The organism is Neorhizobium puerariae, assembly GCF_042429745.1.
Taxonomy (GTDB): Bacteria; Pseudomonadota; Alphaproteobacteria; order Rhizobiales; family Rhizobiaceae; genus Neorhizobium; species Neorhizobium puerariae.
This window is the reverse complement of record NZ_JBHMAA010000014.1, coordinates 88,863-114,341: the sequence shown is the minus strand read 5'-3', so window position 1 is coordinate 114,341 and position 25,479 is coordinate 88,863. Positions and strand designations below refer to the sequence as shown.

19 protein-coding genes are annotated in these 25,479 nt (G+C 63.1%); 12 read left to right on the top strand and 7 right to left on the bottom strand.

Features of this window, described 5'->3' with window-relative positions; all coding sequences use genetic code 11:
• Positions 1 to 313: 313 nt before the first annotated feature.
• The 4 genes from ACFFP0_RS12435 to ACFFP0_RS12420 all read left to right on the top strand — a co-directional run bounded on the left by ACFFP0_RS12435 (position 314) and on the right by ACFFP0_RS12420 (position 5,671).
• Positions 314 to 1,849 (top strand): ABC transporter substrate-binding protein, encoded by a 1,536-nt coding sequence (locus ACFFP0_RS12435; protein ID WP_377260939.1) that lies wholly within the window; start codon positions 314 to 316, stop codon positions 1,847 to 1,849.
• Between the two features lie 79 nt (positions 1,850 to 1,928).
• Entirely contained in the window at positions 1,929 to 2,945 is a 1,017-nt protein-coding gene (locus ACFFP0_RS12430) for an ABC transporter permease (RefSeq protein WP_377260937.1), read from the top strand.
• A gap of 1 nt (position 2,946) precedes the next feature.
• A complete protein-coding gene (locus ACFFP0_RS12425) occupies positions 2,947 to 3,804 on the top strand; it encodes an ABC transporter permease (protein ID WP_377260935.1) in 858 nt (285 codons plus the stop codon).
• Position 3,805: 1 nt separating this feature from the next.
• A complete protein-coding gene (locus ACFFP0_RS12420; protein WP_377260933.1) occupies positions 3,806 to 5,671 on the top strand; it encodes a dipeptide ABC transporter ATP-binding protein in 1,866 nt (621 codons plus the stop codon).
• Between the two features lie 45 nt (positions 5,672 to 5,716).
• On the opposite strand, the gene ACFFP0_RS12415 is transcribed toward ACFFP0_RS12420, so the two are convergent.
• Entirely contained in the window at positions 5,717 to 6,421 is a 705-nt protein-coding gene (locus ACFFP0_RS12415) for a hypothetical protein (protein ID WP_377260931.1), read from the bottom strand.
• 369 nt (positions 6,422 to 6,790) lie between these two features.
• Here ACFFP0_RS12415 and ACFFP0_RS12410 point away from each other — a divergent pair, with 369 nt between their 5' ends.
• Both ACFFP0_RS12410 and ACFFP0_RS12405 read left to right on the top strand, forming a co-directional pair.
• On the top strand, positions 6,791 to 7,588 hold the full coding sequence (locus ACFFP0_RS12410; RefSeq protein ID WP_377261281.1) for an ABC transporter substrate-binding protein: 798 nt from the start codon (positions 6,791 to 6,793) through the stop codon (positions 7,586 to 7,588).
• An 80-nt stretch (positions 7,589 to 7,668) separates the two neighbouring features.
• Positions 7,669 to 8,343: an amino acid ABC transporter permease gene (locus ACFFP0_RS12405; RefSeq protein ID WP_377260929.1), complete on the top strand. Its 675-nt coding sequence runs from the start codon at positions 7,669 to 7,671 to the stop codon at positions 8,341 to 8,343.
• Between the two features lie 3 nt (positions 8,344 to 8,346).
• Here the strand turns inward: ACFFP0_RS12405 and ACFFP0_RS12400 are convergent, their stop codons facing one another.
• Together ACFFP0_RS12400 and ACFFP0_RS12395 are read right to left on the bottom strand one after the other, a co-directional pair.
• Positions 8,347 to 8,862 carry a MarR family winged helix-turn-helix transcriptional regulator gene (locus ACFFP0_RS12400; RefSeq protein ID WP_377260927.1) on the bottom strand — a complete coding sequence of 172 codons (516 nt, stop codon included), beginning with the start codon at positions 8,860 to 8,862 and terminating at the stop codon, positions 8,347 to 8,349.
• A gap of 73 nt (positions 8,863 to 8,935) precedes the next feature.
• Positions 8,936 to 10,510, bottom strand: coding sequence for a phytoene desaturase family protein (locus ACFFP0_RS12395; protein WP_377260925.1), 1,575 nt, complete (start codon positions 10,508 to 10,510; stop codon positions 8,936 to 8,938).
• Positions 10,511 to 10,829: 319 nt separating this feature from the next.
• On the opposite strand from ACFFP0_RS12395, the gene ACFFP0_RS12390 reads away from it, so the two are divergent.
• From ACFFP0_RS12390 to ACFFP0_RS12380, 3 genes are read left to right on the top strand one after another with little or no spacing between them, the layout of a single operon-like run.
• Positions 10,830 to 11,615 (top strand): cyclase family protein, encoded by a 786-nt coding sequence (locus ACFFP0_RS12390; protein ID WP_377260922.1) that lies wholly within the window; start codon positions 10,830 to 10,832, stop codon positions 11,613 to 11,615.
• Between the two features lie 60 nt (positions 11,616 to 11,675).
• Positions 11,676 to 13,265, top strand: a complete 1,590-nt coding sequence (locus tag ACFFP0_RS12385; protein ID WP_377260920.1) for a phytoene desaturase family protein — start codon at positions 11,676 to 11,678, stop codon at positions 13,263 to 13,265.
• A 32-nt stretch (positions 13,266 to 13,297) separates the two neighbouring features.
• Positions 13,298 to 13,807 (top strand): MarR family winged helix-turn-helix transcriptional regulator, encoded by a 510-nt coding sequence (locus ACFFP0_RS12380; RefSeq protein WP_377260918.1) that lies wholly within the window; start codon positions 13,298 to 13,300, stop codon positions 13,805 to 13,807.
• A 5-nt stretch (positions 13,808 to 13,812) separates the two neighbouring features.
• Here ACFFP0_RS12380 and ACFFP0_RS12375 read toward each other — a convergent pair whose 3' ends face one another.
• The 4 genes from ACFFP0_RS12375 to ACFFP0_RS12360 form a co-directional block, all read right to left on the bottom strand.
• On the bottom strand, positions 13,813 to 15,183 hold the full coding sequence (locus tag ACFFP0_RS12375) for a virulence factor family protein (RefSeq protein WP_377261279.1): 1,371 nt from the start codon (positions 15,181 to 15,183) through the stop codon (positions 13,813 to 13,815).
• Positions 15,183 to 17,765 (bottom strand): bifunctional lysylphosphatidylglycerol flippase/synthetase MprF, encoded by a 2,583-nt coding sequence (mprF, locus tag ACFFP0_RS12370; protein ID WP_377260916.1) that lies wholly within the window; start codon positions 17,763 to 17,765, stop codon positions 15,183 to 15,185. Before mprF ends, ACFFP0_RS12375 begins: the two co-directional genes overlap by 1 nt.
• A gap of 125 nt (positions 17,766 to 17,890) precedes the next feature.
• The gene (locus ACFFP0_RS12365) at positions 17,891 to 19,438 is read right to left on the bottom strand and encodes an indolepyruvate oxidoreductase subunit beta family protein (RefSeq protein WP_377260914.1); all 1,548 of its coding nucleotides are present in this window, start codon (positions 19,436 to 19,438) and stop codon (positions 17,891 to 17,893) included.
• Positions 19,439 to 19,450: 12 nt separating this feature from the next.
• Positions 19,451 to 21,604, bottom strand: coding sequence for a thiamine pyrophosphate-dependent enzyme (locus ACFFP0_RS12360; RefSeq protein ID WP_377260912.1), 2,154 nt, complete (start codon positions 21,602 to 21,604; stop codon positions 19,451 to 19,453).
• Positions 21,605 to 21,871: 267 nt separating this feature from the next.
• On the opposite strand from ACFFP0_RS12360, the gene ACFFP0_RS12355 reads away from it, so the two are divergent.
• The 3 genes from ACFFP0_RS12355 to ACFFP0_RS12345 all read left to right on the top strand — a co-directional run bounded on the left by ACFFP0_RS12355 (position 21,872) and on the right by ACFFP0_RS12345 (position 25,474).
• The gene (locus ACFFP0_RS12355) at positions 21,872 to 22,066 is read left to right on the top strand and encodes a hypothetical protein (RefSeq protein ID WP_377260910.1); all 195 of its coding nucleotides are present in this window, start codon (positions 21,872 to 21,874) and stop codon (positions 22,064 to 22,066) included.
• 251 nt (positions 22,067 to 22,317) lie between these two features.
• Positions 22,318 to 24,666 carry a bifunctional salicylyl-CoA 5-hydroxylase/oxidoreductase gene (locus tag ACFFP0_RS12350; RefSeq protein WP_377260908.1) on the top strand — a complete coding sequence of 783 codons (2,349 nt, stop codon included), beginning with the start codon at positions 22,318 to 22,320 and terminating at the stop codon, positions 24,664 to 24,666.
• 10 nt (positions 24,667 to 24,676) lie between these two features.
• A complete protein-coding gene (locus tag ACFFP0_RS12345) occupies positions 24,677 to 25,474 on the top strand; it encodes an SDR family NAD(P)-dependent oxidoreductase (RefSeq protein ID WP_377260906.1) in 798 nt (265 codons plus the stop codon).
• Positions 25,475 to 25,479 lie beyond the last annotated feature (5 nt).

Sequence of the window (25,479 nt, the reverse complement as noted above, 5' to 3'; positions counted from 1 at the left end):
GTTTTCAGACCGGTATTTCCGGGTTGCACGCCACAGGACAAACCATCTTCCGGTTTTGGAAAAGGCTTGTATTCCGGGGTTTTGCACGTTGTGGTCGATCCGGATTTCAATCTCGCACGAGCCGAAATTTTAGGCTTGAAGTAATTTATGGCTCGTTCTACGATCCTCTCAATTGTTAAGGGGACGACCGCGAAAAAGCGGAGCAAACAGAACAAATCGAATCCCCGGGCAGGATTGCAGGCTTGTGTTTTCAAAAACCGCCGCAGCCTTGCCGGCCTTTGAAGCCGGCGGGCCAAAAACCAGAGGGATCGCCATGACTTTTGAAATCGATCGCAGAAATCTCCTGCAGATGCTTGGACTTGCCGCCGTCGGCGGCTCCGTATTGTCGCAGGCCACCTTCGCCTTCGCTGCCGATACCGACAACGTCACCATCGGCTGGCCGTCCGACGTCCCCTCCTGGGACCCGAACCTGCGCTTCGTCCCCGATGCGCAGCCGCTGTTCAAGCTGGTGTTCGACCAGCCGCTCGACCAGGCGCCGGACCTCAAGCTCGTTCCCAACCTCATTTCCAAATGGGAACTGAAGCCAGACGGCCTGTCGATGCCCTTCGAAATCCGCAGTGATGTGAAGTTCCACAACGGCGATCCGATGACGATGGAGGACTTCAAATACACTTTCGTCGACCGCGTGAAGTCCGGCCTGAAGCTCGACATCGCCAATTCCTGGCGCACCCTGACGGACATCGAGATCACGTCGCCGACCAGCGGCGTGATGAAGTTCTCGGCGCCCACCCCGACCGCGCCGCAATGGCTCGCCTTCCTCGGCAGCTATCTCGTGCCGAAGAAATACGTCGAAGCCGTCGGTCCGGAGGAATTCGCCAGGAAACCGGTCGGCACCGGCCCCTACAAGCTCGTCGACTACCAGATGAATTCCCGCATCGTGCTGGAGCGCAACGACGACTATTTCGGCACGAAGCCGAAGATCAAGCGTGTCACGATCGACATCATCAAGGACCCTTCGGCCCGCACCGCCGCCATCCAGTCCGGCCAGGTCGACCTGACCGTGAACATCCCGGTCCGTGAAGCCGAACGCCTCGGCAAGACGGAGGGCCTGACCTCCGAGATAAACCCGTTCACCCGCCTGATCCTCCTGCAGATGCGCAACGACATGGGCTTCGCCGACAAGGCCGTGCGTCTTGCCGCCCACCACGCCATCGACAAGGCGGCCCTCTCCAAGGCCTTCTACGGCGGCGCGGCCGTGCCGCTCTCCATTCCGGCAACCCCGGGCACTCCGGGCTATATCGAGGATTACAAATTCTCCTACGACCCGCAGCTGTCGAAGAAACTGCTCGCCGATGCCGGCTATACGGCGGAAAAGCCCGCGACCTTCACCCTGGCCGCGACGAACGGCCAATTCCCGAGCGACTTCGACATCGCCCGCGCCCTCGTGCAGATGTGGCAGAAGGTCGGCCTCAAGGTCGAGCTGCAACAGATCGAATATTCGAAATATTTCGAATTGAACCGCGGTGGCAAACTGCCGGAAGCGACCCTTTACAGCTTTGATAACGCCACCGGCGATCCGGAAATCTTCTCCGGTTATCTCATGAACCCGAAAATGCCGTTCGGCGCCTGGAAGGGCCAGGAGATCGGCGACAAGATCCTCAAGCTCTTCGTCGAGCCGGTCTACGAAAAGCGCATTGCGGGCTACAAGGACGTGGCCAGGGAAGCCGTCGAGACCGGCGCCAACATTCCGATCCTGCAGAGTGTCCAGACCCTGGTGCGCAAGAAGAACCTCAATTACGTGAAATACGGCAACGCCTGGATTCTGGGCAGCACCATGTCCTGGTCCTGATCAGGCCGTCGTCATTGTCTGCCGGGTCCGGGCCTTCCCGGACCTGTCTTTCCGATATCGCAATACGAGGCACGCGCATATGTTTGCGACCATTGCCAGGCTTTTGGTGAAGCGCGTCCTCACCGCCATACCGATCCTGCTGATCGTCTCCGCACTTCTCTTCTGCATCCTGCGCATCCTGCCGGTCGATCCCGCCGCCATGTCCCTGCCGCCGAATGCGACGGTTCAGGAAGTCGAGGCGATGCGCAAGGAGATGGGACTCGACCGGCCGCTCTACGAGCAATACGGAATCTGGCTCGGCAAGTTTATGGAGGGGGATGTCGGCCGCTCCATCCATTTCCGCCAGGACGTGACCTCGCTGATCGGCTCGACGCTGCCGGCGACCATCGAACTTGCCGTCATCGCCATGGCGGTTGCCACCGTCTTCGGCCTCGCCGGTGGCCTCTTTCTCTTTCATGTGCGCGGCACCCGCGCCGAGACTGTGATGGACTTCTTCTCCATCCTGCTGCTTTCGCTGCCGGAATTCCTCTGGAGCCTGTTCCTGCTCTTGATCTTCGGCGTCTTCTTCGAGGTCCTGCCCTTCACCGGGCGCCTGAGCCCCGGCTTCGAGCGCCCGGTCGTCACCGGCTTCCTGCTGCTGGACAGCCTGATCACCGGCAATATCGCGACCTTCTTCAACGCGCTGGAACATATGATCCTGCCATGCCTGGCGCTCGGCATCGCACTTTCGCCATCCCTGATGCGCGTGCTGCGATCCAGCCTCCTCGACGCCTATCAGGACGACTATATCCAGCAGGCCCGGCTGCGCGGCCTGTCCGAACAGCGCATCCTCATCCGCCATGGCCTGAAGAACGCCATCCTGCCGACGCTCAGCCTCATGGGCGTGCAGTTTGGCTTTCTCTTCGGCGGCACGCTGCTCGTCGAAATCATCTACTCCTATCCGGGGATGGGCAACCTGATGGTCGATGCGATCCGCAATGCCGACCTGCCGATCATCCAGGGCGCGGGGCTTACCTATTGCATCGCCGTGCTGGTGATCAGCATCGTGGTCGACAGCCTCTACCTGATCCTGAACCCGAAACTGAGGGTACGCTGACATGCGGCCGCTTCCGCTCTGGCTGAAATCGGGCCGTGTCCAGACCGGCCTCGTGATCATCTTCATCCTCGTCGTCTGCGCGGTCTTCGCGCCCTATCTGGCTCCGAACGATCCGAACGAGCAGAACCTGCTGAGCATACTGACGCCGCCGGCCTGGGCCGATGGCGGCGATCCAATGTTTCCGCTCGGCACCGACAGCCTGGGCCGATGCATCCTTTCGCGTCTCATCTTCGGCGCGCGCGTGGCGCTGACAGTGGCCTTCACCGCTTCAGTGGGCGCCATGATCATCGGCGCGACCTTCGCCCATATCGCCGGTTACTTCGGCGGCTGGGTCGACTGGCTGATCGGCCGCATCGTTGAAATCTGGCTCTCCTTTCCGCCGGTCATCCTGTCGCTGATCCTCATGGTCGGGCTCGGCACCGGGCTCCGCAACGTCGTGCTGGCCATCATCCTGGTGGACTGGACCCGCTTCTGCCGCGTGCTGAGAAGCGAGGTCATCGTGTTACGGCGAAGGGATTACGTCGCCGCCGCGCAGCTCGTCGGCTTTTCGCACTGGCGCACGATCACCCGCGAGATCCTCCCCGGCACGCTGCCGCTGCTCATCACCCTCATGAGCCTCGAAATGGGCGTCGCCGTCATCGTGGAGGCGATCCTCTCCTTCGTCGGCATGAGCGTGGGTTCGGAGACACCCGCCTGGGGCCAGATGATCGCCGACGCCCGCCAGAACATCTACGAAGCACCCTTCAACCTGATCGCCCCGATCTGCGCGATCTTCTTCGCGGTCTTCGGCTTCAACATCCTCGGGGACGGCTTGCGCCGCACCCTCGACACCCGGCTCACGCAGACGGAGCGCACCTGACATGGCTGGCCCCATTCTTTCCGCACGGAACCTCTGCGTTGAATCGCTCGGCGGCAAGGAAAGCTTCCCCGTCCTGACCGACCTCAACTTCTCGCTGGAGCCGGGCAAGATCCTCGGCCTCGTGGGCGAATCCGGCGCCGGCAAGTCGATGATCGGCCGCACGATCTCGCAATTCCTGCCGAACGGTTTCGCGGTCACCAGGGGCACGCTGGACTTCGACGGGGAGGATCTGGTGGCGATGGCGCCGGAGCGCCGACGCGGTCTGCTCGGCCGCGACATCGCCTTCATCCCGCAGGAACCGCTTTCCGGCCTCAACCCGGTCTTGAGCGTCGGCCAGCAGATAAAGGAACACCTGCTGCGCATCGGTCTTGCCCCCGGTGAAAGCTGGCGCAGGCGGGCGCTTGAAGAATTCGAGGCGGTACACCTGCCGCATGGTGCGGCATTGCTCGACAGGTATCCGCACCAGCTTTCCGGCGGCATGTGCCAGCGCATCCTGATCGCCATGGCCTTCGCCAGCCGCCCGAGGCTTCTGATCGCCGACGAGCCGACCACCGCGCTCGACGTCACCATCCAGGCCCGCATCGTCAAGCTGATCGCCGAGATGCAGAAGCGCGACGGCACGGCCGTGATCTTCATAACCCATGACCTGCGCCTCGCCTCCCAGATCAGCGACGAGATCATGGTTCTTTATGCCGGACGCCCCGCCGAGCGCGGCCCGGCCAAACAGCTCTTTTCCGCGCCGGCGCATCCCTATACGCGCTGTCTGCAGCTTGCCAACCCGACGATCGGCGGGCCGCGCCGCGGCCTCTTCATCCTGCCGGAGCGCATGCCTGGCCTGCGCGTGCTGAAGGAGCTGAAAGGCTGCCGTTTCGCCTCCCGCTGCCCGAATGCGGCGGAGGCCTGCACCCGATCGGAACCGCCGCTCGCCGATATCGGCCCGAACCATATCGCCGCCTGTATCCGCACGGAAAAGACACCCGACATCGTGCCGCCGCCGCTCGCCCCCGGCAAGGAGGTCTCCTCGGCCAGGATGCACCTCTCCGGTGAAAAACTCACAAAGGCCTATACGACCGCCTGGAGCCCGTTCGCCAGACGGAGCAGCTTCAAGGCGGTGAGCAGCGTCGATTTCACCCTCGGCGAAGGCGAATTCGTCGGCATCGTCGGAGAAAGCGGCAGCGGCAAGAGCTCTCTTGCCCGCCTTGTCGTCGGCCTCGACACGCCGACGGAAGGCAGGATCACGCTCGCCGGCCGCGATGTGACCGCCAACGGCAATGCCGAGAAAGCCTATCGCCGCGAATATGTCCAAATGGTCTTCCAGGACCCGCAATCGGCGCTCAACCCGCGCCGCCGCATCGGCAGCATCGTCACCCAGGCGAACGAGGCGAGCGGCCTGCACAACGCCCCCCGCGAGCGCATGGACCGCGCCGCGGAGCTGCTTGCGGAAATCGGCCTGCCGCCGGACGCGGCGATGCGCTTCCCCTCGCAGCTTTCCGGCGGCCAGAAGCAGCGCGTCAATATCGCCCGCTCCCTCTGTACCCTGCCGAAAATCCTCGTCGCCGACGAGATCGTCTCCGGTCTCGACGTCTCCGTGCAGGCGCAGCTTCTCGACCTGCTTTTGAAGCTGCGCGACGAGCACGGCTTCTCCATGCTGTTCATTTCGCACGACCTGTCGGTCGTCCGTTACCTCTGCGACCGGGTCATGGTCATGTATCGCGGCGAAGTCGTGGAAAGCGGGAAAACGGAGGCGGTCTTCGCCGATCCGCAGCACCCCTATACCCGCAGCCTGCTGGCGGCCGTTCCGCCGGATGACGTCAATGTCGAATGGTCGCCGGTTCTGGCGGAAGCGGGCTATCGGGTCGAGGAATGACGCCCCCTGCCGCCGGTCCCGCCCATTTTCGCATGCATGCGCGCCTCAGGGAACGACGATCCGCGTCTCCATCGGAAAATGAGAATTGCCGCCTTCAAAGGGCGGGAAGGTCTTGAAATCCTCGCGCATGGCGATGCGGGCCGGCGATTGCAGCGCGGCCTGAAGCGCCGCCGGGCTGTCGAACATCACCCGGTTGCGCTGCATGTGGCTGATCCGCTCCCAAGGCAGGAAGCCGCACCAGTCGATCCGCGACAGAACCTCGATCTTGCGGATGCCCGGGAAGGTCCGCATCACCTGCGGATGGTGGCTGACATAGTGGTGCATCCAGACGTTCAGATCCTGCGCCGGGCCGGTATAATGGACGACGTAGGAGCAGGGATTGCCGTTCCTTTCGACGTCCAGCCCATTGTCATCGACCGGAAAGTGCCGGGCATACATGGCCTGTTGCGTCGCCTTCGCACCACGAATGCTGGACAGAACGCCCGATGCCGCAAGCTGCTGCAGGTGTCCGGCCGGCGCCATCGCATCCTCCAGCTCGGTCAGCTCGTTGAAATAAAGCTGCATGCCGAAGACCGGAGACCGTTCGTCCCTGTTGTACATGTCCCTGGTGACTTCGGGGGTATAGAGATTGGCTGACGTGAGGCCGGGCGTCAGCCTGACGATGTCCGCGACGGTCTCGACATCCGCCTTGCTAACCGCAAGATCGGTGCCGCCGGTGTTTTCGAAAAAGGCGAAATAGGCAAAACGCATGGCTGGACTCCCGTTTCTCTATGGGGCCGCAACGCATGCCGGCGACCTCCGTTCCCCTTGGTTCACCGCCCGACTATCGAACCGGCGGAAAGAAAAAACAAGTTTAAACTTAAACTATTTTGACCAATCGATTCCCGCAGATTCTGCGGGACCGGAACATGATTTAAGCTTCAATCTTTTCACTTGAAACTCGCCGGATTTTCCATCACGATCCCGCCATCCGCGCGGCGAAAGAGGGTGTGAAACGTCGCAAACGTGCTCTTGGGAGAGAGTGCGTTCCAGCTTATTCCCAATTCGTCGACGACAAGAAACATATCGATCCGGCGGAAAACAGCCGGTCAAGAACAGAGGGAACAGAAATCCATGGCCATCACCCTTTTCCGCCGCGCCTTCCTGGGCATCGCGGGCGCAGCCGCTTTTTCGGTCGCAAGCGCCGGCCTTGCCTCAGCCGCAGCTCTCGTTGTCGGCTCCTACCCGAGCAACCCGCCGTTCGAATACAAGACGTCCAGCGGCTCGTTCGAGGGTTTCGAAGTCGACATAGTCAATGAGGTCGCCAAGCGCCTCGGCATGACGGTCGAAATCTCCGACCTCGGATTCCAGGCACTCTTTGCGGCGACCGCTTCCAAACGCATAGACGTGGCGATCTCCTCGATCACCATCACCAGGGAACGTCTCGGCAGCCAGTCCTTCACGCAGCCCTATTACGACGCCGACATGGGCGTCGCCACGCGCAAGGAAGCCGGCCTTTCCAGAATCGAGGACCTGAAGGGCCGGGTCGTCGGCGTGCTCGCCGGTTCCACCGGCGACAAGTGGGCCAAGGAAAACAGGGAAAAATACGGCATTGCCGACATCAAGAGCTATAACGCCCAGCAGGACCTGCTGATGGACCTTTCCGCCGGCCGCGCCGATGTCGCCGTCAGCGATGTTCCAGGCATGGAATACGCATTCCTCAAGATGAAGGACCTCGTCGTCAAGGTGCGCATCAAGACCGGCGAACAATATGGCCTGATGATGACCAGGGATCACCCGCTGCTCGCCAGGGCGAACGACGCGATCACCGCGATGAAGAAGGACGGCACTCTGGCTGCCATCCACAAGAAGTGGTTCGGCACCGATCCCGCCGCCGGTTCCGCCACCGCAGCCGAACAGCCGATGCCGAAGCCTTGAGCCGGCTATCGACTTGACGGAACCCGATCCATGCCGGCCGGCAACGGCCGGCATTTTCTTGATGTTGGAGACTGACGGAAATGACGCTCCTCGACACATTCTTCAACTTCGAGGTTCTTGGCGACGCGTTCCCGGCCCTGCTTCGAGGGCTGATCAACACATTCCTGCTCGGCGTGGCTGGCATCGGGTTCGGCATCCCCTGCGGGCTGTTGATCGGCCTTCTCCGCCTTTACGGCCCAAGGCCGCTGCGCTACGCCACGATCTTCTATATCGATATCTTTCGCGCCACGCCCATGCTGGTCGTGCTGATGCTGATCTATTTCGCGCTGCCTTTCGTCGGCATCCGCCTGTCGTCCTGGACCTGCGCGATCCTCGCCTTCACCATCGTCATGGCCGCCTATATGGCCGAGGTCTTCCGTTCCGGCATCGAGGGCATCCCCAGGGGCCAGTTCGAGGCGGCCGCCGCCCTTGGCCTTTCCTTCATCGTGACGCTGCGCAAGGTCGTGCTGCCGCAGGCGATCCGCATCGTCATGCCGCCCACCACCAACAACTGCGTTTCGATGTTCAAGGATACGTCGCTTGCCTCGACCGTCGCTTTGGCGGAACTGATGAAGGAAGGGCTGGATGCGCAGGCGCTCTACGCCAATCCGACCCCGCTGATCGGCGCGGCCCTGATCTACATCTCGCTCCTGTGGCCGATGGTGCGGCTCGTGAGCCTGCTCGAACGGAAATTCAACAAGGAGAAGAAGCGGTGACGCCTATTCATAGGCCGAGCCGGAAAGGTGGTTGCTGGCCGAGGTCTTGACCGCTCCGATCTCCGACCAGAGCGCCGAGATCATGCGCGGATCGGCATCGGCCATCATGTCCTGAAGCCAGCTCTCATGGGCGGCCGCCATTGTCGCGAACAGGGTCGTCCCCACATCCGTCAGCTTGGCGACGGTGACGCGCCGGTCGCCGTCCGGCGTCACCCGCCGCACATAGCCATCCGCCTCCAGCCGCTCCACGAGACCGGTGACATTTCCGTTGGTGACCATGGTGCGCTTGGAAAGTTCGCCAAGACGCAGGCCGTCCTTCTCCCGATAGAGCTGCGCCATCAGGTCGAACTGCGGCAGGGTCGCACCGAACTCGGTCCGAAGCCGGCGACGGATTTCCTGGGAGATCAGCTTGGTCGTCGACAGCATCCGGAGCCAGAGGCGCAATTCCGGCTTCGAACGCCCCTGCGCGCCGTGCACGATGATCTCCAGATCGATGTTGATCGCTTCCGCTTCCGCCATTTCGAATACAGCCTCAATAACCCGGCTCAGGTCTAAGGGCAGATATTTGAAATGTCAAAAGTCGGCACGCTCGCTATTTGCCGGCCAGCATCCGCGCCAGCATGAAACCGGAACCGGCGCCCGTGCCGGCGCCCGGCCAGGTGGAAGCCCCGCAGAGATAAAGCGACTTCACCGGCGTCTTGTAGCGCGAATAACCCGCGACCGGCCGGAACAGAAAGTTCTGGTCGAGATGGTGGCTGCCGGAAAGATTGTCGCCTCCGATCAGGTTCGGATTTTCCCGTTCGAGATCGACCGGCGAGAAGACCGCGCGACCGAGGATTTTCGCCTTTGTGCCCGGCGCATGGGTTTCGAGGATATCGAGCGCCCGATCCGCATAGGCGTCCTTCACCTCATCCCAGTCCGTGCCTGCGATCGTCCCCGACGCATCGCCCCGTATCTCCACCGGCAGGACCCGTACCTGCACCCAGAGCACATGCCTGCCCTCCGGCGCGCGCGAGCGATCGAGCGCCGTGGGCTGGCCGACGACCAGCGCGGGCTCGGCCGGCAGCAAGCCGGCCATGGCCTCCGAATAGACCCGCGACATCATTGCGAGATCAGGTGCCACATGCACATAGGCGAACTTTTTCAGCGCTTCGCCGGCCTTCCAGTCCGGCAGGCCGTCCATGGCGAGATGGATCATCATCGTTCCCGGCCCGGCGCGGAATTTCCCGATCTTGCTGTCGAAGGTGTCCCGGGCCGGATCGGCGTCCAGCAACGTGCCGAACAGCAGTTTCGGATGAGCATTGGAGATGACCGCCCGGCGGGCGCCGATCACCCGCCCATCCGCGAGCCTTACGCCGGCCGCCGCACCGTCGGAGACCTCCACCCGCTCGACCGGCGTGCCGAGCAGGACTTCGCCGCCTCTGGCCTTCAGAAGACCGGTCATCGCCTTGACGATCGTGTCCGCGCCGCCATGGCCGATCATCATGCCGAAGGCCTGGTTCGCCATGCTTTCGAGATAAGGGAACAGGGCGCCGCCCGCGACGTCCGGCGCAAAATCGAGATGCAGGCCCCAGGCGCTCATCAGCGCCTTGACCTTGTCGCTGCGAAAACGGGCATCGAGGAAATCCCGCGGGGAAGCAAGCAGCATGCGGGCCGTATCGTAAAGCCAGCCGCTGCCCTTTTCCCGCCATGCCTTCCAGACGACCCTGGCGGCAGCCATCGACGGCATGGGCGAGCCGAGCAGGCCGAAGACATGCGGCGCATCGGAGCCGAATTCGGCAAGGAGCCTGCGCCACGCCTCCGCATCGTCCGGCGAAAACGCGGCAATGGCACCCGCCGTCTCTTCCAGGTCGGTCGAAACGCCGAGATAGGTCCCATCGCGAAAAACGCTGGCGAAACAGTGCGTGGCCGGCACAAGGCCGAGGCCATGCGCAACCAGCTCATCCCTATAAGCGGCGAAGAACGGCGAACCGGCGAACATGGAGAGGTTCATGGCGGCGAAATCGTGCCGGAAGCCCGGCAATGTCAGTTCGCGGGTCTTCACCGCGCCGCCCGGCTCGCTACGGCCCTCGACCACCGCAACCGACCAGCCCCTGGCGGCCAGATGAACCGCCGCCGCAAGCCCGTTATGCCCCGCGCCGATCACCACTGCGTCATAAGCCTGCATCCCCGTTCCCTCTGTTCTGATTATTTATCCATATGCATACATCTTCTGGAAACGGCATCAAGAGAGCGCCCTCCGCCCGGCAGTCGGAAGAGCAATCCGCTTCAGGCCGTTTCCTACAATTATCGGGCCGATTTTGGAGAAAAATTCGCAAATTCCCGCCGAAAAACAGGCACAAGAATTTGCATCGCGCGCGCCGGCCGGATTGCTTGCATTGTCATATTTTCTGCAATAGGCTCTCGCATCGGTGAGCGGCATCCGGCAGAGGAAACCGGATGCCGCCCGGCTCACGAAACCGGTCAATCAAGGGGAATCCGGCACCATGTCTTCCAACGCTCTTTCCAGTCTCGCTTCCGCTCTTCTTTCCGGTTCGGTCAAGGTCGTCGACCTGACCGCGCCGCTCGGCCCGGACACGCCTGTCCTCTACCTGCCGCCGCAATTCGGCAAGAACACGCCGAAGGTCGCCGTCCACACTATCTCGGCTTACGACCGGGACGGCCCGTTCTGGGCCTGGAACTGGCTGGAACTCGGCGAACACACCGGCACCCATTTCGATGCGCCCTGTCATTGGGTCACCGGCAAGGACAATCCGAACAACACGACGGACACCATCCCGCCGCAGAATTTCGTGGCTCCCGTCAACGTCATCGACCGTTCGAAGGAAGCCGCCGCAGATCCGGACTACCTGCTGACGGTCGACAGCATCAAGGAATGGGAAGCCCGGCATGGCGAGATCGAAGCCGGCAGCTGGGTGCTCATGCGCTCCGACTGGTACAAGCGCAACGACTCGACCGAGGCCTTCCTCAACGCCGACGAGAACGGTCCGCACTCGCCCGGCCCGACCGCCGAGGCGATCGAATACCTGTTGTCGAAGGGCATCATTGGCTGGGGCCAGGAAACGGTCGGCACCGACGCCGGTTCGGCCGGCGGCATGAACCCGCCTTTCCCGGCGCACAACCTCATGCACAAGGCCAACAAATACGGTCTCGCTTCGCTGTCCAACCTCGACCAGCTTCCACCCAAAGGCGCCGTGCTGATCGCCGCCCCGCTGAAATTCGTCAAGGGCACCGGCTCGCCGGTCCGCGCCCTGGCCCTCATCGCCGGCTGAGCCTTCCGGGCCGGACCCCGAATGGTCCGGCCCTTTCTGTATCCGGAAGGAGGGCGCGACATGGCGGATTTCGATTACATCATCGTCGGCAGCGGCATCAATGCGCTGGTTGCCGCCGCCCTGCTCGGCAGGAAGGGCAGGAAGGTCCTCGTCCTGGAGCGCAGCGACCGCATCGGCGGCTGCCTGCGCACCGAGGAAATCACGGCACCCGGCTTCATCCACGACGTGATGGCGACCACGATGGTGCTCTTCCTCACATCGCCGTCCTATGGCGCGCTGGGCAAGGACCTGGAGGCGCGAGGCCTGGAATTCGCCCATGCGGACCTTCCGACCGGCGTATTGCGGCCGGACGGCTCCTCTGTCCTTTTCTCCAAGGATCGCCAGCGCAATGCCGCTACCTTCGAGGCGCTCGCTGAAGGGGACGGCAAGACCTTCGATCGCGAGATGAATGCCCTGGGGGCGGATGCGGCCTTCCTCTTTTCCCTGCTCGGCGGTGCACTCTGGTCCGGCTCGACGCTGAAGACCATCGCCAAGCAAGGCTGGGGCAAGGGTCTTCGCCGGCTTGCGGCCTGGTTCGGCGACGCGCTGACGCCGGCTCGCGGTTATCTCGAGACCACCTACCGGTCCGAAGCCGCCCATGCGCTCTGGGCGCCCTGGGTGCTGCATTGCGGCCTCTCTCCGGAAAGCGCCTATTCCGCCGAAATGGTGAAGGTGATCGGCTTTGCGATCGAGCTTGCCGGCTGCCCTGTCGTGAAAGGCGGCGCGGCCAATCTCGTCGTGGCCTTCGAACGGCTGATTGCCGATCAGGGCGGCGCGGTCCGTGTCGGCGCCGATGTCGAACGCATTCTTCCGGGGCCGGGCAACCGGGCGTCCGGCGTGCGGCTTGTAAATGGCGAAACGATCGGCGCTGCGGCGGGAGTCGTCTGCTCGACGACGCCGACCCAGATCTACGGCCGGTTGCTGAAGGACTGGCCGGCGCCCACGCCGGCCGAAATTGCGGAGGGCGTTGCCCGCTATCGCTATGGCAAGGGCAACATGCAGATCCATTACGCCCTTTCCGCCCCGCCGCGCTGGAAAGGCGATCCGGACATCGGCAAGGTCGCCCTCCTGCACCTGACGCCCGGCCTCGACGGCGTCTCCCGCGCCACCAACGAATGCGAACGCGGCCTGCTTCCCGCCGAGCCGACGATCTGTGTCGGCCAGCCCGCAAGCTTCGACCCCTCCCGCGCTCCGGAAGGCAAATCCATCCTCTGGCTCCAGCTTCCGGAGACGCCGCGCGTTTTAAAGGGTGATGCTGCAGACGAGATCGCCGTGCCGGCTGATGGCCTCTGGACGGAAAAGCTCCGCGAACGGTATGCGGATCGCATCGAGGCGCTGCTTGCGCGGCATATCGAGAATTTTGCGGAAATCAGGCTCGCCCGCCGGGCCTATTCGCCGGCCGATCTGGAAGCATTGAACATGAACCTCGTCGGCGGCGACCCTTATGGCGGCTTCTGCGGGCTGGATCAGTTTTTCCTCTGGCGGCCCTTCAAGTCGTCTGTTAACCACCGCACCCATGTGCCGGGCCTCTATCATATCGGCGCCTCGACCCATCCGGGTCCGGGGCTTGCCGGTGGCTCCGGCTTTCTGCTTGCATCGTCGCTACGCTGACGCGTGGCGGCCGGGAAGATTGAAGAGGGCTTATGGCTGAACGGTTTTCAGGCGTGGTGCTGCGCCATCATCAGGAAGGCGATCAGGTGAATCCGCCGACCATGGGGGAAATCGGCCTCAACCATTTCGCGCCCTACCTGATGAACCGGATCATCGCCCGCTGGAACGCCAACATGGCGGAGGAGCTGCGCGAATACGACCTGACGACCGCCAAGATGCGCACGCTGGCGGTCCTGAGCGTCTCCGCCTCGCTCACCATAAACGAGCTTTCCGTTTTCGCCGTCATCGAGCAATCCACCATGAGCCGCACGCTCGATTCGCTCGAAGAGCAGGGTTACATCCGCCGAACGCCCCGCCCGGAAGACATGCGCATCCGCGACGTCACGATCACGGAGGAAGGCCGCACGGCCTTCGCGCGGTTCTGGCCGGCCATGTACGATTCACTCCTGAGGATGTTCGACGGCATCGACGAAGAGGAATACCGCGCCTTCACAGGCACGCTTCACAAGCTTCTCCTCAATATCCGCAAGCACGAGATCTGAGCCGTCTATTTCGACAGCCGCCCCTGCAGGCTGTCGCGGATGCGCTTGCCGAGCGCCTGGTAGTTCTCGTCGAAATGGTGGCCTCCGTCAGTCGCCACGACCTCGGCTCCCCGATCCTTCAGCGTGGGGCAGGGATCGTCATCCTCGTCGGTGCCATAGACGCACTGGATGATCTTCGGATCGATCCGGGCGATATCGTCCATCGGGTCGCCCCCCTTGCCGTCCGTGGCAACCCCGAGCCAGCCGGTCACCGAGATTTCGTAGTCGACCTGGCGCGACAGACCGAGCAGGGTCATCTGCTTCACCCTTGCACGATCGGCCTCAGGCAGACGATTGTAGGTGGCGGGCAGGACGTCGGCCCCGAACGAATAACCGATGAGCAATACATTCTGTACGCCCCACTGACGGCGGTAATGCTCGATGATCTTCGCGAGATCGTCGGCCGTGCCCTGCGGCGTCCGCTCCGACCAGAAATAACGCAGGGAGTCCAGACCGATGGTCGGGATACCCTGCGACTGCAGATAGCCGCCGACCTCGCTGTCGAGGTCGCGCCAGCCTCCGTCCCCGGAATAGATGACCGCCATGGTGTTCATGGCCGGCTTGGCGTCGAGCACCGTCAGCGGCAGGTCGAGCGGCTGATTGCTTTGGCTGGTCGCCGCGATCCGCGCCAGGAGGGCCTGCGACAGCGCCTCTTCGGAGGTTCCGCCCGCCTCGGCGAGTTCCACTTCCGGATGCTCCTGCTTGAGCCGCTGCCCGTGCGCCTTCCCGGCGGGATCGGCTGAGGCCGTGGAAATGATTGTCACGGCGGCTGGCAGGGCTCCGTCGTCAAGTCCGTAGATCGTGCGGTCGCCCGCCTTCTGCTTGGAAGCGGGCGTGCAAAGCTCCTTGGCGAGCGGGATGCCCGCAGCCGGATCGACGGCAACAGCCTCGCTGATGGTCGCGTTGGGGCTCTGGGAAATCATGGCAAGCGCCAGCGCGCCGCCGTCACCGATGCCGGCCACTATGGGATGGCGATAGTTCGGATTGCCGACCCGCCGCTGAACCTGTTGGGACAGGTCCTCGATATCCGACACCATATAGACGCAATCGCCATCGTCGGTGGCCAGAGACTTGACGTATGAGGGGAAATCGATGCCGATCACGGCCGCGCCGGCATCCAGCAGCGCCTGTGCCTGCGCATCCTCCTTCGCACCCCAGCCCTGTGCGCCGGAGATCAGGAAGACGATGCCTTCGAGGTCGCTTCCCCTGTTCGGCAACAGGATGCGCGGCGAGGGGATCATGCCTGTCTGATAATCCTGCTGCTGGGCGGCGGCCGGCGCGATGCCGGCCAGCCAGCCAACCAGTGCAACGAGGCAAAGAATACGAAGAAACATCATCATTTACCAACCACTCCTCTCAAGCCGCCGCCGATCAGAAGCGTCGCATCCATCATCACGATGGCGGGGCTGACACCGCCCGCCACGGCCAGATAACGCGGCTCCCAGGTGGGGTGGAATTTCGACTTGAAAGCCTTCAATCCTTTGAAATTGTAGAACCGTTCGCCGTGCTCGAACACGACGCTGCCGATCCGGTCCCAGGCAAGCGCAGCCTCGCGCGTGGACATGCCCGATAGCGGCGCCATGCCGAGATTGAAATGTGCATAACCGGCATCGCGCAGATATTCCATGATCTTCACGAACAAAAAGTCCATGGACCCCTTGGGCGCATCCGGGGAGAACCGCATCAGGTCGACCGTCCCCTCCTGTTTAGTATCGGTGACGGAAAGCGTCGCGAAAGCGACGATCCGGTTCTCCTTACGCAGAACGGCGACGGGTTGCGAAGCAACATAATCCTCGCGGAACGCCCCCAGTGAAAACGTTTTTTCGCGTGTGTTGTGTTCCGCCAGCCAGGCGTCGGATACGCACCTGAGATCCTCGATCGAAGCCATCACCTGCGGCGGATCGATGACCGAGAACTCAAGCCCTTCGCGCGCGCCCTTGTTGATCGCCTGCCGCAGCCCCGCAAGCCGCCCGCCCTTGAGATCGAAGCGCGCAAGGTCGACGATCGCAAGCTCGCCGAGTTTGAACGCCCTCAGTCCGGCGTCCACGCAATGGGAAAGCAGCCCCGGCGAGATCTGGTAGAACACCGCGCGGCCGCCGCGGGCACGCGCCTCCTCGACGAAACGCCAGACGAGATCGGCGGTCTCCTCCAAAGCTCCGACCGGATCGAAAAGAGCGATCCAGGACCGCCCCTGGATGCCGTACATGATGAAGGCCTTGCCGCTCTCGGAGAACATCAGGCGCTTGTCACCCATGCGGACGAGGTTTGCGTCGGCATTGTCCTGCGCCATCGCGACCTGGATGGCGCGTTCGAGATCGTCCACCGTCGAAGGCGGCGCCCGCCACGCCGCCGGCCGCAACAGGCTGAAGAACGAGATCGTCGCGGCGAAGATCGCGAGACCGAGGGTGGCGCGCAATCCGCGCGGCGCTTCTTCGGAGAATTCGAACTGCCACCAGAGCTCGTGGCTGTAGTCCACCTCGCGATACACGAAAAGCAGAACCGTGACGGCCGCCGCCACGATGATGAACATGGCGGCGAGCCAGGTCGGCGTCAGCACCTGCCCGAACAGCGATGCCCGGCGCTTGAACTGCTTCGCGCTGAGAAAGAGGCCAGCCAGCAGGATGATGAGGAAAGCCGCCTCGAAAAGCGCAACCGCCCTTACGAAGGCAAAGACGAGCGCCAGCGCGGTGCAGATCATGCCCGTCCACCAGGCGCCGTCCAGGCGCTGGCCGATGCCGCGGGCCGCGACGAACAGGATGAGCCCGAGAATGCTCGAAAGGAAATGGGCGCCTTCCACGAGCGGCAGCGGCAGGAAGCCGGACAGGAAATCCAGGTCCGAATCCGGCGTCGGCGTGACGCTCGAAAAAATCAGCATGGCGCCGGCGATCATCGCGAAGGTCGCCAGCAGCGGCGGGGCCAGCCGGAACTCGAGCTTTCGCAGCGTCGAGGCGACGGGGTGATGGGCAAGCTGGCGTATTTCAACGCCGATGACCACGAGCGTGGCGATGAGGAGCGGCAGGACGTGATAGATGACGCGGTAGAGGACGAGGCTGCCGAGCACCTGGTCGATGCTGACCGTATTGCCCAACGCCGCGATGATGACCGTCTCGAACACGCCGAGGCCGGCCGGGACATGGCTCAGCACGCCGAGGCCGACGGCCGTGGCATAGATCGCCAGGAAGGACGGCCAGCCGATCCCCGTCTGCGGCAGCAGGACATAAAGGACCGAGGCCGAGGCGGCGATATCGAGCGCCGTGATGAGGAATTGCTGCGAGGAGGTGCGGGTGTCCGGCAGGCGGATGTTCAGGCTGCCGATCGAGATCGTCCGCCCGTCGCGGCCCAGCATCACCACGACGGAGAGAACGACGATGATGAGGATCGCCCCGATGCGGACCCAGCTGCTGTCGATATTGAGGACCGCCCCGATTCTCGGCGCCGTGACCAGCGAAGCGAGCGCCGTTACCGCCAGCAGCCCGATACCGAAGGCAAGCGTCACGAATGCGATGATACGCGCGATATCGTCGGGCGAGAGGCCGAGACGCGAATAGGCGCGGAACCGGATGGCGCCGCCGCTGAGCGCGCCGAAGCCGGCGGTATTGCCCACCGCATAGGCGCTGAAAGCCGTCATCGCGACCGGCACCAGCGGCAGGGATCGGCCGATATAGGTGATCGCATTCAAGTCGTAGCCGACAAGCGCCGCGAAGCTCAGCGCCGTGAAAAAGACGGCAAGCCCGATCGACGACCATCGCGTATTGCCAAGCGCCTCGACCACGTCATCGTAGCTTACCTCGGTCGTCAGATTGTAGATCGCAAAAGTCGTGAAGGCGAAAACCGCCAGCACCGCAAACGCAATGAGATAAGGACGATACGTTTCAAGAAGGTCACGAAAGCGACTAGGCTGACGATCCGTGGGTTCCATGGTGGTTGCCGGACATTGAAGAACTGCGAATGCACTTTGATCAGACGCGCAGCAAAAGCAACTGGATCACGGCTATAATGTGTCTGATATGCTTAAAAACCGGCCATTGGACTTAACCTGTAGGCTTAAAGCGTGGCCACGGTCTTCAAGGCGCCATCGAGCGCAATGCCGTTCTCGTCGAGGAGGGCCGCCTGTCGCAGGCGCTTCATCCACGCCGCGCCATCCTCCCGCCCGGCCAGCGTCTCGAGAGCCGACATGACGCGATCGAATTTCGAAAGCCCGCGCGCATGGGTATCGGAATATCCCTTCACCAGGCGGCGATTGTTGATTACTTCGACGGCGAGATCATAATTGCCCGACAGGAGCGAGGTTGCGGCCTTGAGCCATGCTTCCCGATGTTCGGCTTCCCGCAGATGCCGCAACGTGCCGCGGCGGGTGCGGCGGAGCGCGGCGAGCGCATAGAGCGCCAGGAACCAAAAGAGCGTGCCGGTCTGCACCCGGCGACCCTTGTTGATGCGGCGGTCCAGCCAGGCGAAGAGTCCCGGCCGGCTCTCGATCCACAGGCCGAGCCCCTTCGGCAGCGTGCCGCAGACCTCCTCCATGCGCGGATGCATGTATTCGGTCATGTAGAGGATCTGATCCTGCTTGACGCCGACCTCCTTGCGGACCCGGTCGAAACGGGAGCCGCGGGTCTTGAGGTCCGCAACGCGGATGACGTCGTCGTAAGCCATCGCGACCGCGACATATTTCGCCGCCTGGACCGTGAAGGCATAGTCCCGCTCCTCACCGCCATTGGCGCGGTCGAGTGCGAGGAGCTTGCCGACCCGGTCGAGATATTCGCCGGCATAAGCGGGGTCCTGAAAATCCGTGAGCTTCCTGGCTCCGGCAAACAGCAGGGGCCAGGCCGCTTCCGGAAACTCGGCGCGCAGGCGATGCACGAGACGGTCGAGTTCCGGATGGCCGGCCGTTTCCGGCATGGCGTCGAAACGCTTCGGCGGCGAGGCGCTTACCTCGTCCCTTGGCTTGGCCCTGGCGCGCTCGAACGCGGCATTGAAGGCCCTCAGGCTCGGCTCGACGCCTTTGCCTCCGCCGCGGATCGTCGCCTCAAACGCTTCCTTGGGAAAGGGTAGCACGTCGGCCGCGGCGAGCGCGCCGAACATAGAGGCGGAGATCACGCTGCCGTTCTTGAGCGCCAGCGTATCCATGTCGAAGGCGATGGTGCGCCTGGCTGCAAAATCCGTAGCCCCCACCACGACGGTGGGATCGCCCGTGCCGTCGCCCGGCTTTTCCTTTTCTCCGACCGCGAAGGAGCGGTGCGTGGAAGCGATCAGCGTGGTCTTGTCGGGCGTCACGAGGCCGCGCAGCACGGAGCGGCCGGCCTCCATCAATTCGGCGGCGAGCACGACATCCACGTCGCCCGGCGTCGGCATCAGCGAGAAGATCGGCGACACGCCGTTCCGCGCGGGCAGCATCTCGATGTAGTAGATCGTCGCGCCGGTGCGCTGGGCGACGCCCGGCACGGAGGTGGACTGCGCCATCCAGCCCTGCTCTTCGGCAAGGCCGACGATCCAGTCGGCCAGCACGCCACCGCCCTGGCCGCCCATGGCGAGGATGGCAAGCGCCAGCGGCTTGTCGGAAACGGGAAGGGTTTTCGGGTTCACGGTCTCGTTCATGTCCTGCCCCCCTCAATCCGCAAACACGATGCGGCCGGCGGCGCGGCGGGCCTGCAGCCAGCCGATCACCCGGTTGCGTATGCGGGAAACGAACCTGTCCCAACCCGTCGGGTTGTGGATCACGTCGGCGCGATAGAAGGACGGACAGAGCACGGCCGCCTCGGAAACCTCGCCGCAATTGCCGCAGCCGACGCAGCTGTTGTCGATCGCCGCGACCGGATCGTCCTTCAGCGGATCGTCCGTATGCTTCACCGAAAGCGACGGACAGCCGGAGAGGCGGATGCAGGCGTGATCGCCGGTGCAGACATCCTCGTCCACGCCGAACCGCTCCTTCACCATGCGCTTGCCGTCCTTCACCGCCTTGGCGAATTGCGGCTTCACGCGGCGCTGCTTGTTCAGCATGCATTCGGAGGAGGCGACGATGATCTTCGGCCCTTTTTCCTCGCTCGTCAGCGCTTCCCTGAGCGTATCGCGCATCCTGGCGACATCGTAGGTGCGATCGATCTGGCGCACCCAGGTCGCGCCGATGCCCTTCACCGCGTTCACGATCGTATTGTTCGTCTTGCGGTTCGGGTTGATCGCCCGCGAGGACATGATGTCCTGTCCGCCGGTCGCCGCCGAATAGTAGTTGTCGACGACGAGGATGACGCCGTCCTGCTTGTTGAAAACCGCATTGCCGACCGAGGTCGCCAGGCCGTTATGCCAGAAACCGCCATCGCCCATGACGGAGATCGACCGCTTTCCGGCATCCACGTTGAAGGCGGAAGCCGACGCGGGCCCGAGACCGTAGCCCATGGTCGTGCCGCCGATATTGAAGGGCGGCAGGATCGAGAAGAGATGACAGCCGATATCGGCGGAGACATGATGCTCGCCGAGTTCCTTCTCGACCAGTTTCATGGCCGCGAAGATCGGCCGCTCGGGACAGCCGGTACAGAAGCCCGCGGGACGCGCCGGCACGACTTCCGCCAGCGCCCGGACCTTCGGGTCGTTGAGGATCGGCGTCGGGTCCGGCACTGGCGGCTGGTTGCCGAGCAGCATCCGGCCATACATCTCGATAAAGGTCTTCAGGCCCTTCATCATCACCGGCGCGGTATATTCGCCGCCGAGCGGCAGGATATCCTTGCCGTGAAGCTTCGTCTGGATGTCCCGCCGCCGCAGCAGGGTATGCAGCGTCTGCTCGATATATTCCGGCGCGCCTTCCTCGACCATGACGACGGCCTTCTTGCCGGCGCAGAAATCGACGACCTCGTCATCGATCGTCGGATAGGCGACGTTCATCACGTAAAGCGGAATGGACGAATTGCCGTAGACATCCGCAAGGCCGAGCTGCTGCAGCGCCCGCATCACTCCGTTGTACATGCCGCCCAGCAGGATGATCCCGATCTCGCCCTCTTCCGGGCCGAAGAACTCGTTGATCTTCCTCTCCCTGATGAAACTCACCGCGGCCGGCCAGCGGCGCTCCAGCTTGTCCTTCTCATGGATGAAGTTCGCCGGCGGCAGGACGATGCGGTTGACATCCCGCACCGGGTTTTCCAGCGCCTGTTTCAGCGTATAGGCAGGGCGCTTGTTGTCCTTCGCGACGAACTGCCCGTGCACATGGCAGGCGCGGATGCGAACCTGCAGCATGACCGGCGTGGAGGAGGCTTCCGACAGTTCGAAACCGTCTTCCACCGCCTGGACGATCGAAGGCAGGTTCGGACGCGGATCGAGAAGCCACATCTGCGACTTCATCGCAAAGGCATGGCTCCGCTCCTGCATGATCGACGAGCCCTCGCCGAAATCCTCGCCGAGAATGATCAGCGCGCCGCCGGTGACGCCGCCGGAGGAAAGGTTGGAGAGCGCATCGGACGCGACGTTCGTGCCGGCAGTCGACTTCCAGGTGACCGCGCCGCGCACCGGATACATGACGGAAGCCGATAACATCGCGGCCGCGGCCGCTTCCGAGGCGGAGGTCTCGAAATGTATCCCGAGATCCTCCATCACGTCCTTGGCGTCGGCCAGCACGTCCATCAGGTGGGAGATCGGCGACCCCTGGTAACCGCCGACATAGGAGACGCCGGACTGCAGCAGCGCCTTGGTGATGGCAAGGATGCCCTCACCGCGAAAAATCTCACCGTCTCCCAGCTTCAAATCCTCGACTTCGCGCGCAAAAGATCGCTCGGCCATGGCAGTTCCCCTTTGCCTTTTCGGCTTCAAGCCATAAACATTTGCAAAAGCATATTTTCGCCCCTGTGCATTTGTCAATTCACAAATGGCACGGGAATAGAAAGCGTGATTTCGGGATATAGATAACTTTGCCAAGCCGCTCACCTGAACGCTTATATATGCATATGCATATTATTTGACCAAGCTGGCGTTAAAATCGCGCGGAACGGCCGCAAATAGCCCTTGCCGCCGTTCCGCACTTATTTTAACGTTCAACAATCCAGACGAATGAGCCCGACACGGACAGCCTGTCCGCAAGTCTGGTCGAGTGGCAAGGTCATCGAGCAGTGCCTGGTGCGCAGCGTGCTGGAAAACCCGCAGCACAACTACACCAGGACGCTGATCGCCGCCGGGCCGCGCTACGACCGGCCGGATGCCGGGCTGGAGCCGGTTCCGGAAGCCGTCTTTCGCGAACTTCGCTAGGAAATCGGAATCAGCTGATGGACATGAGCCTTCTCACCGCCACCGGCATCGAGGTGACCTACGGCAGGCGCGCTTCTCGATGCCATCCCGCTTCCCGAATATGATCCCGGCTGGCTGGGGCGGAAAAACGAAGCCTGAACGGGCTGCCGATAAAACCGAGGTCGGGGGAATTATCCGCTTGACGGTTCGGTCGAACGCCATATAGTTTAAACTTAAAATAATGAGCAATGGAACGTCAGGAGGAATTGGATATGCGCATCGTCTGTATCGGTGGTGGTCCTGCGGGTCTTTATTTCGCGCTCCTGATGAAGAAATTTCATCCCGAGCACTCGATCTCGGTGGTCGAACGCAACCGGCCCTATGACACCTTCGGCTGGGGCGTCGTCTTTTCCGATGCGACGATGGTTTCCATGCGCGCTTGGGACCCGGAAAGCGCCGCCGAGATCGAAGACGCCTTCAACCACTGGGACGATATCGAACTGCTCTTCAAGGGCACCCGCCAGCGCACCTCCGGGCACGGCTTCGTCGGCATCGGCCGCAAGAAGCTCCTGAATATTTTGCAGCGCCGCTGCGAGGCGCTCGGCGTCGAGCTGATCTTCGAAACGGAAGCGAATGGCGACACGGACTATCCCGACGCGGACCTGATCATCGCCTCCGACGGCTTCAATTCGAAGATCCGCAACCGTTATCCGGAAGTCTTCCAACCCGATCTCGTCGTGCGCCCGAACCGCTACATCTGGCTCGGCACCAACAAGCTGTTCGACGCCTTCACCTTCGACTTCCGCAAGACGGACCACGGCTGGTTCCAGGCGCATATCTACAAGTTCGACGACAAGACCTCGACCTTCATCGTCGAGACGACCGAAGAGGCTTACGAAAAGCACGGCCTCGGCCGGATGGATCAGCAGCAGTCCATCGACTTCTGCCAGAACCTCTTCTCCGAGGTTCTCGAAGGCGCCGGGCTGATGACCAACGCACGGCATCTGCGCGGTTCCGCCTGGCTCAACTTCAACCGCCTGATCTGCGGCAAGTGGAGCCATTTCAACGGCAATTCCCATGTCGTGCTGATGGGCGACGCCGCCCACACCGCGCATTTCGCGATCGGCTCCGGCACGAAGCTCGCGATCGACGATGCCATCGAGCTCACCAGCCAGTTCAACAAGCTGGGCCACAACAGGGAAAGCATCCCGGCCGTCCTCGAAACCTACGAGGAAATCCGCCGCGTCGATGTCGCCCGCATCCAGAACGCAGCCCGCAATGCCATGGAATGGTTCGAGGTCGTCGGCCAGCGTTACGCCGACACGCTGGAGCCGGAGCAGTTCATGTATTCCATGCTGACCCGCTCGCAGCGCATCAGCCACGAAAATCTTCGCCTGCGCGACCCCAGGTGGCTGGAAGGCTACGAGCGCTGGTTCGCGAAAAGGAACGGCCTCGATGTGGGCAGCAACGGCCGCCCCCTTCCGCCGATGTTCACCCCGTACTCGCTGCGCGACACCCACCTGCCGAACCGCATCGTCATGTCGCCCATGGCCATGTATTCCGCCAGGGACGGACTGATGGACGATTTCCATCTCGTCCATCTCGGCTCCCGCGCGCTCGGCGGTGCCGGTCTGGTCTTTGGGGAAATGACCTGCGTGTCGCCCGATGCCCGCATCACCCCCGGCTGCCTCGGCCTCTGGAACGACGGGCAGGCCGCGCAGTGGAAACGCTTCGTCACGTTCGTGCATGAGAATTCCACCGCCAAGGTCGGCATCCAGATCGGCCACGCCGGACGCAAGGGTTCGACCAAGGTCGCCTGGGAAGGCATCGACCAGCCGTTGACAGCCGGCAACTGGCCGCTGATCTCTGCCTCGGCGCTGCCCTATCTCAAGAACAGCCAGGTCCCGAAGACGATGGACCGCGCCGACATGGATCGCGTGAAGGCCGATCACGTCCGCGCCGCGCGATATGCGGCGGAAGCCGGCGCCGACTGGCTGGAACTGCACTGTGCGCACGGTTATCTTCTGTCGAGCTTCCTTTCGTCGCTGACCAATGTCCGCACTGACGAATATGGCGGCAGCCACGAAAATCGCGCCCGTTATCCGCTGGAGGTCTTCAGGGCGGTCCGCGAGGTCTGGCCGGAAGACAGGCCGGTTTCCGTTCGCCTTTCCTGCCACGACTGGTTCGAGGGCGGCAACACGCCGGAAGATGCGGCAATCTTCGCGAAAATGTTCAAGGAGGCCGGCGCCGACCTGATCGACTGCTCGTCGGGCCAGGTGTGGAAGGAGGAAAAGCCGGTCTACGGCCGCCTTTTCCAGACGCCTTTCTCCGACAAGATCCGCAACGAAATCGGCATCCCGACCATCGCCGTCGGCGCGATCTCCGAAGCCGATCACGCCAATTCGATCATCGCCGCCGGCCGCGCCGATCTCTGCGCCGTCGCCCGCCCGCATCTCGCCGACCCCGCCTGGGTGCTGCACGAGGCGGCCAGGATCGGCCTGACGAACATCCCGTGGCCGAAACAGTATTATTCCGGCAAGTCGCAATACGAGACCAATCTCGCCCGCGCGGCCGCAGCCGCTGCTCCTCCTGCTGTCGGCCCGGCGGCCGTGGCGAAATAAGGATCGCATCATGAGCGAAACGACCACCGCCAGGTTCGCCAACCGTCACGCCCTCGTCACCGGCGCGGGCAGCGGCATCGGCGCGGCGATCGCCACGGCACTGGTGGAAGCCGGTGCGCGCGTGACGCTGGCCGGACGGCGGGCCGAACCGCTGGAAGCGCTCGCCGTCACATTCGGCAAGGACAAGGCCTGCGTTGCCGCCGGTTTCGATGTCACCGATCCCGCTGCGATCGAAACCGGCCTGAAGACGGCCCGCGCCTGCTTCGGCCCGGTCGATATCCTCGTGAACAATGCCGGCGAAGGCCCGAGCGCACCCTTCGAGAAGACGTCGCTCGACATGTGGAACCGGGTCATGGCGGTGGACCTGACCGGCGTCTTCCTGGTGACCCAGGCCACCCTGCCGGACCTGAAGGCCTGCGGCGCCGGCGCCCGCATCATCAACATCGCCTCGACGGCGGGCCTGACGGGATACGCCTATGTCGCCGCCTATGTCGCCGCCAAGCACGGCGTCGTCGGCCTCACCCGCTCGCTGGCGCTGGAGCTGGCGAAGACCGGCATCACCGTCAACGCCGTCTGCCCCGGGTTTACCGATACGCCGCTGATCGCCCGCTCGATCGGGACGATCGTCGCGAAAACCGGCCGGACAGAGGAACAGGCTTTGAAAGAGTTCACGAAAAGCAATCCGCAAGGGCGTCTGGTGAAGCCGGAGGAGATTGCGGATACGGTTCTGTGGCTGGCATCGCCAGCCGCGGCATCGATCAACGGACAGGCAATCGCGGTTGCCGGGGGAGAAGTCATGGCAGGCTAGCCGGC

What these genes read in the sequence shown, in the direction of transcription:
- ACFFP0_RS12365 (WP_377260914.1), bottom strand. Translation starts at nt 19,438, where the DNA reads ATGAACGAGACCGTGAACCCGAAAACCCTTCCCGTTTCCGACAAGCCG.
- mprF (WP_377260916.1), bottom strand. Translation starts at nt 17,765, where the DNA reads ATGGAACCCACGGATCGTCAGCCTAGTCGCTTTCGTGACCTTCTTGAA.
- ACFFP0_RS12380 (WP_377260918.1), top strand. Translation starts at nt 13,298, where the DNA reads ATGGCTGAACGGTTTTCAGGCGTGGTGCTGCGCCATCATCAGGAAGGC.
- ACFFP0_RS12420 (WP_377260933.1), top strand. Translation starts at nt 3,806, where the DNA reads ATGGCTGGCCCCATTCTTTCCGCACGGAACCTCTGCGTTGAATCGCTC.
- ACFFP0_RS12375 (WP_377261279.1), bottom strand. Translation starts at nt 15,183, where the DNA reads ATGATGTTTCTTCGTATTCTTTGCCTCGTTGCACTGGTTGGCTGGCTG.
- ACFFP0_RS12350 (WP_377260908.1), top strand. Translation starts at nt 22,318, where the DNA reads ATGCGCATCGTCTGTATCGGTGGTGGTCCTGCGGGTCTTTATTTCGCG.
- ACFFP0_RS12430 (WP_377260937.1), top strand. Translation starts at nt 1,929, where the DNA reads ATGTTTGCGACCATTGCCAGGCTTTTGGTGAAGCGCGTCCTCACCGCC.
- ACFFP0_RS12355 (WP_377260910.1), top strand. Translation starts at nt 21,872, where the DNA reads ATGAGCCCGACACGGACAGCCTGTCCGCAAGTCTGGTCGAGTGGCAAG.
- ACFFP0_RS12385 (WP_377260920.1), top strand. Translation starts at nt 11,676, where the DNA reads ATGGCGGATTTCGATTACATCATCGTCGGCAGCGGCATCAATGCGCTG.
- ACFFP0_RS12400 (WP_377260927.1), bottom strand. Translation starts at nt 8,862, where the DNA reads ATGGCGGAAGCGGAAGCGATCAACATCGATCTGGAGATCATCGTGCAC.
- ACFFP0_RS12405 (WP_377260929.1), top strand. Translation starts at nt 7,669, where the DNA reads ATGACGCTCCTCGACACATTCTTCAACTTCGAGGTTCTTGGCGACGCG.
- ACFFP0_RS12345 (WP_377260906.1), top strand. Translation starts at nt 24,677, where the DNA reads ATGAGCGAAACGACCACCGCCAGGTTCGCCAACCGTCACGCCCTCGTC.
- ACFFP0_RS12390 (WP_377260922.1), top strand. Translation starts at nt 10,830, where the DNA reads ATGTCTTCCAACGCTCTTTCCAGTCTCGCTTCCGCTCTTCTTTCCGGT.
- ACFFP0_RS12395 (WP_377260925.1), bottom strand. Translation starts at nt 10,510, where the DNA reads ATGCAGGCTTATGACGCAGTGGTGATCGGCGCGGGGCATAACGGGCTT.
- ACFFP0_RS12435 (WP_377260939.1), top strand. Translation starts at nt 314, where the DNA reads ATGACTTTTGAAATCGATCGCAGAAATCTCCTGCAGATGCTTGGACTT.
- ACFFP0_RS12415 (WP_377260931.1), bottom strand. Translation starts at nt 6,421, where the DNA reads ATGCGTTTTGCCTATTTCGCCTTTTTCGAAAACACCGGCGGCACCGAT.
- ACFFP0_RS12360 (WP_377260912.1), bottom strand. Translation starts at nt 21,604, where the DNA reads ATGGCCGAGCGATCTTTTGCGCGCGAAGTCGAGGATTTGAAGCTGGGA.
- ACFFP0_RS12425 (WP_377260935.1), top strand. Translation starts at nt 2,947, where the DNA reads ATGCGGCCGCTTCCGCTCTGGCTGAAATCGGGCCGTGTCCAGACCGGC.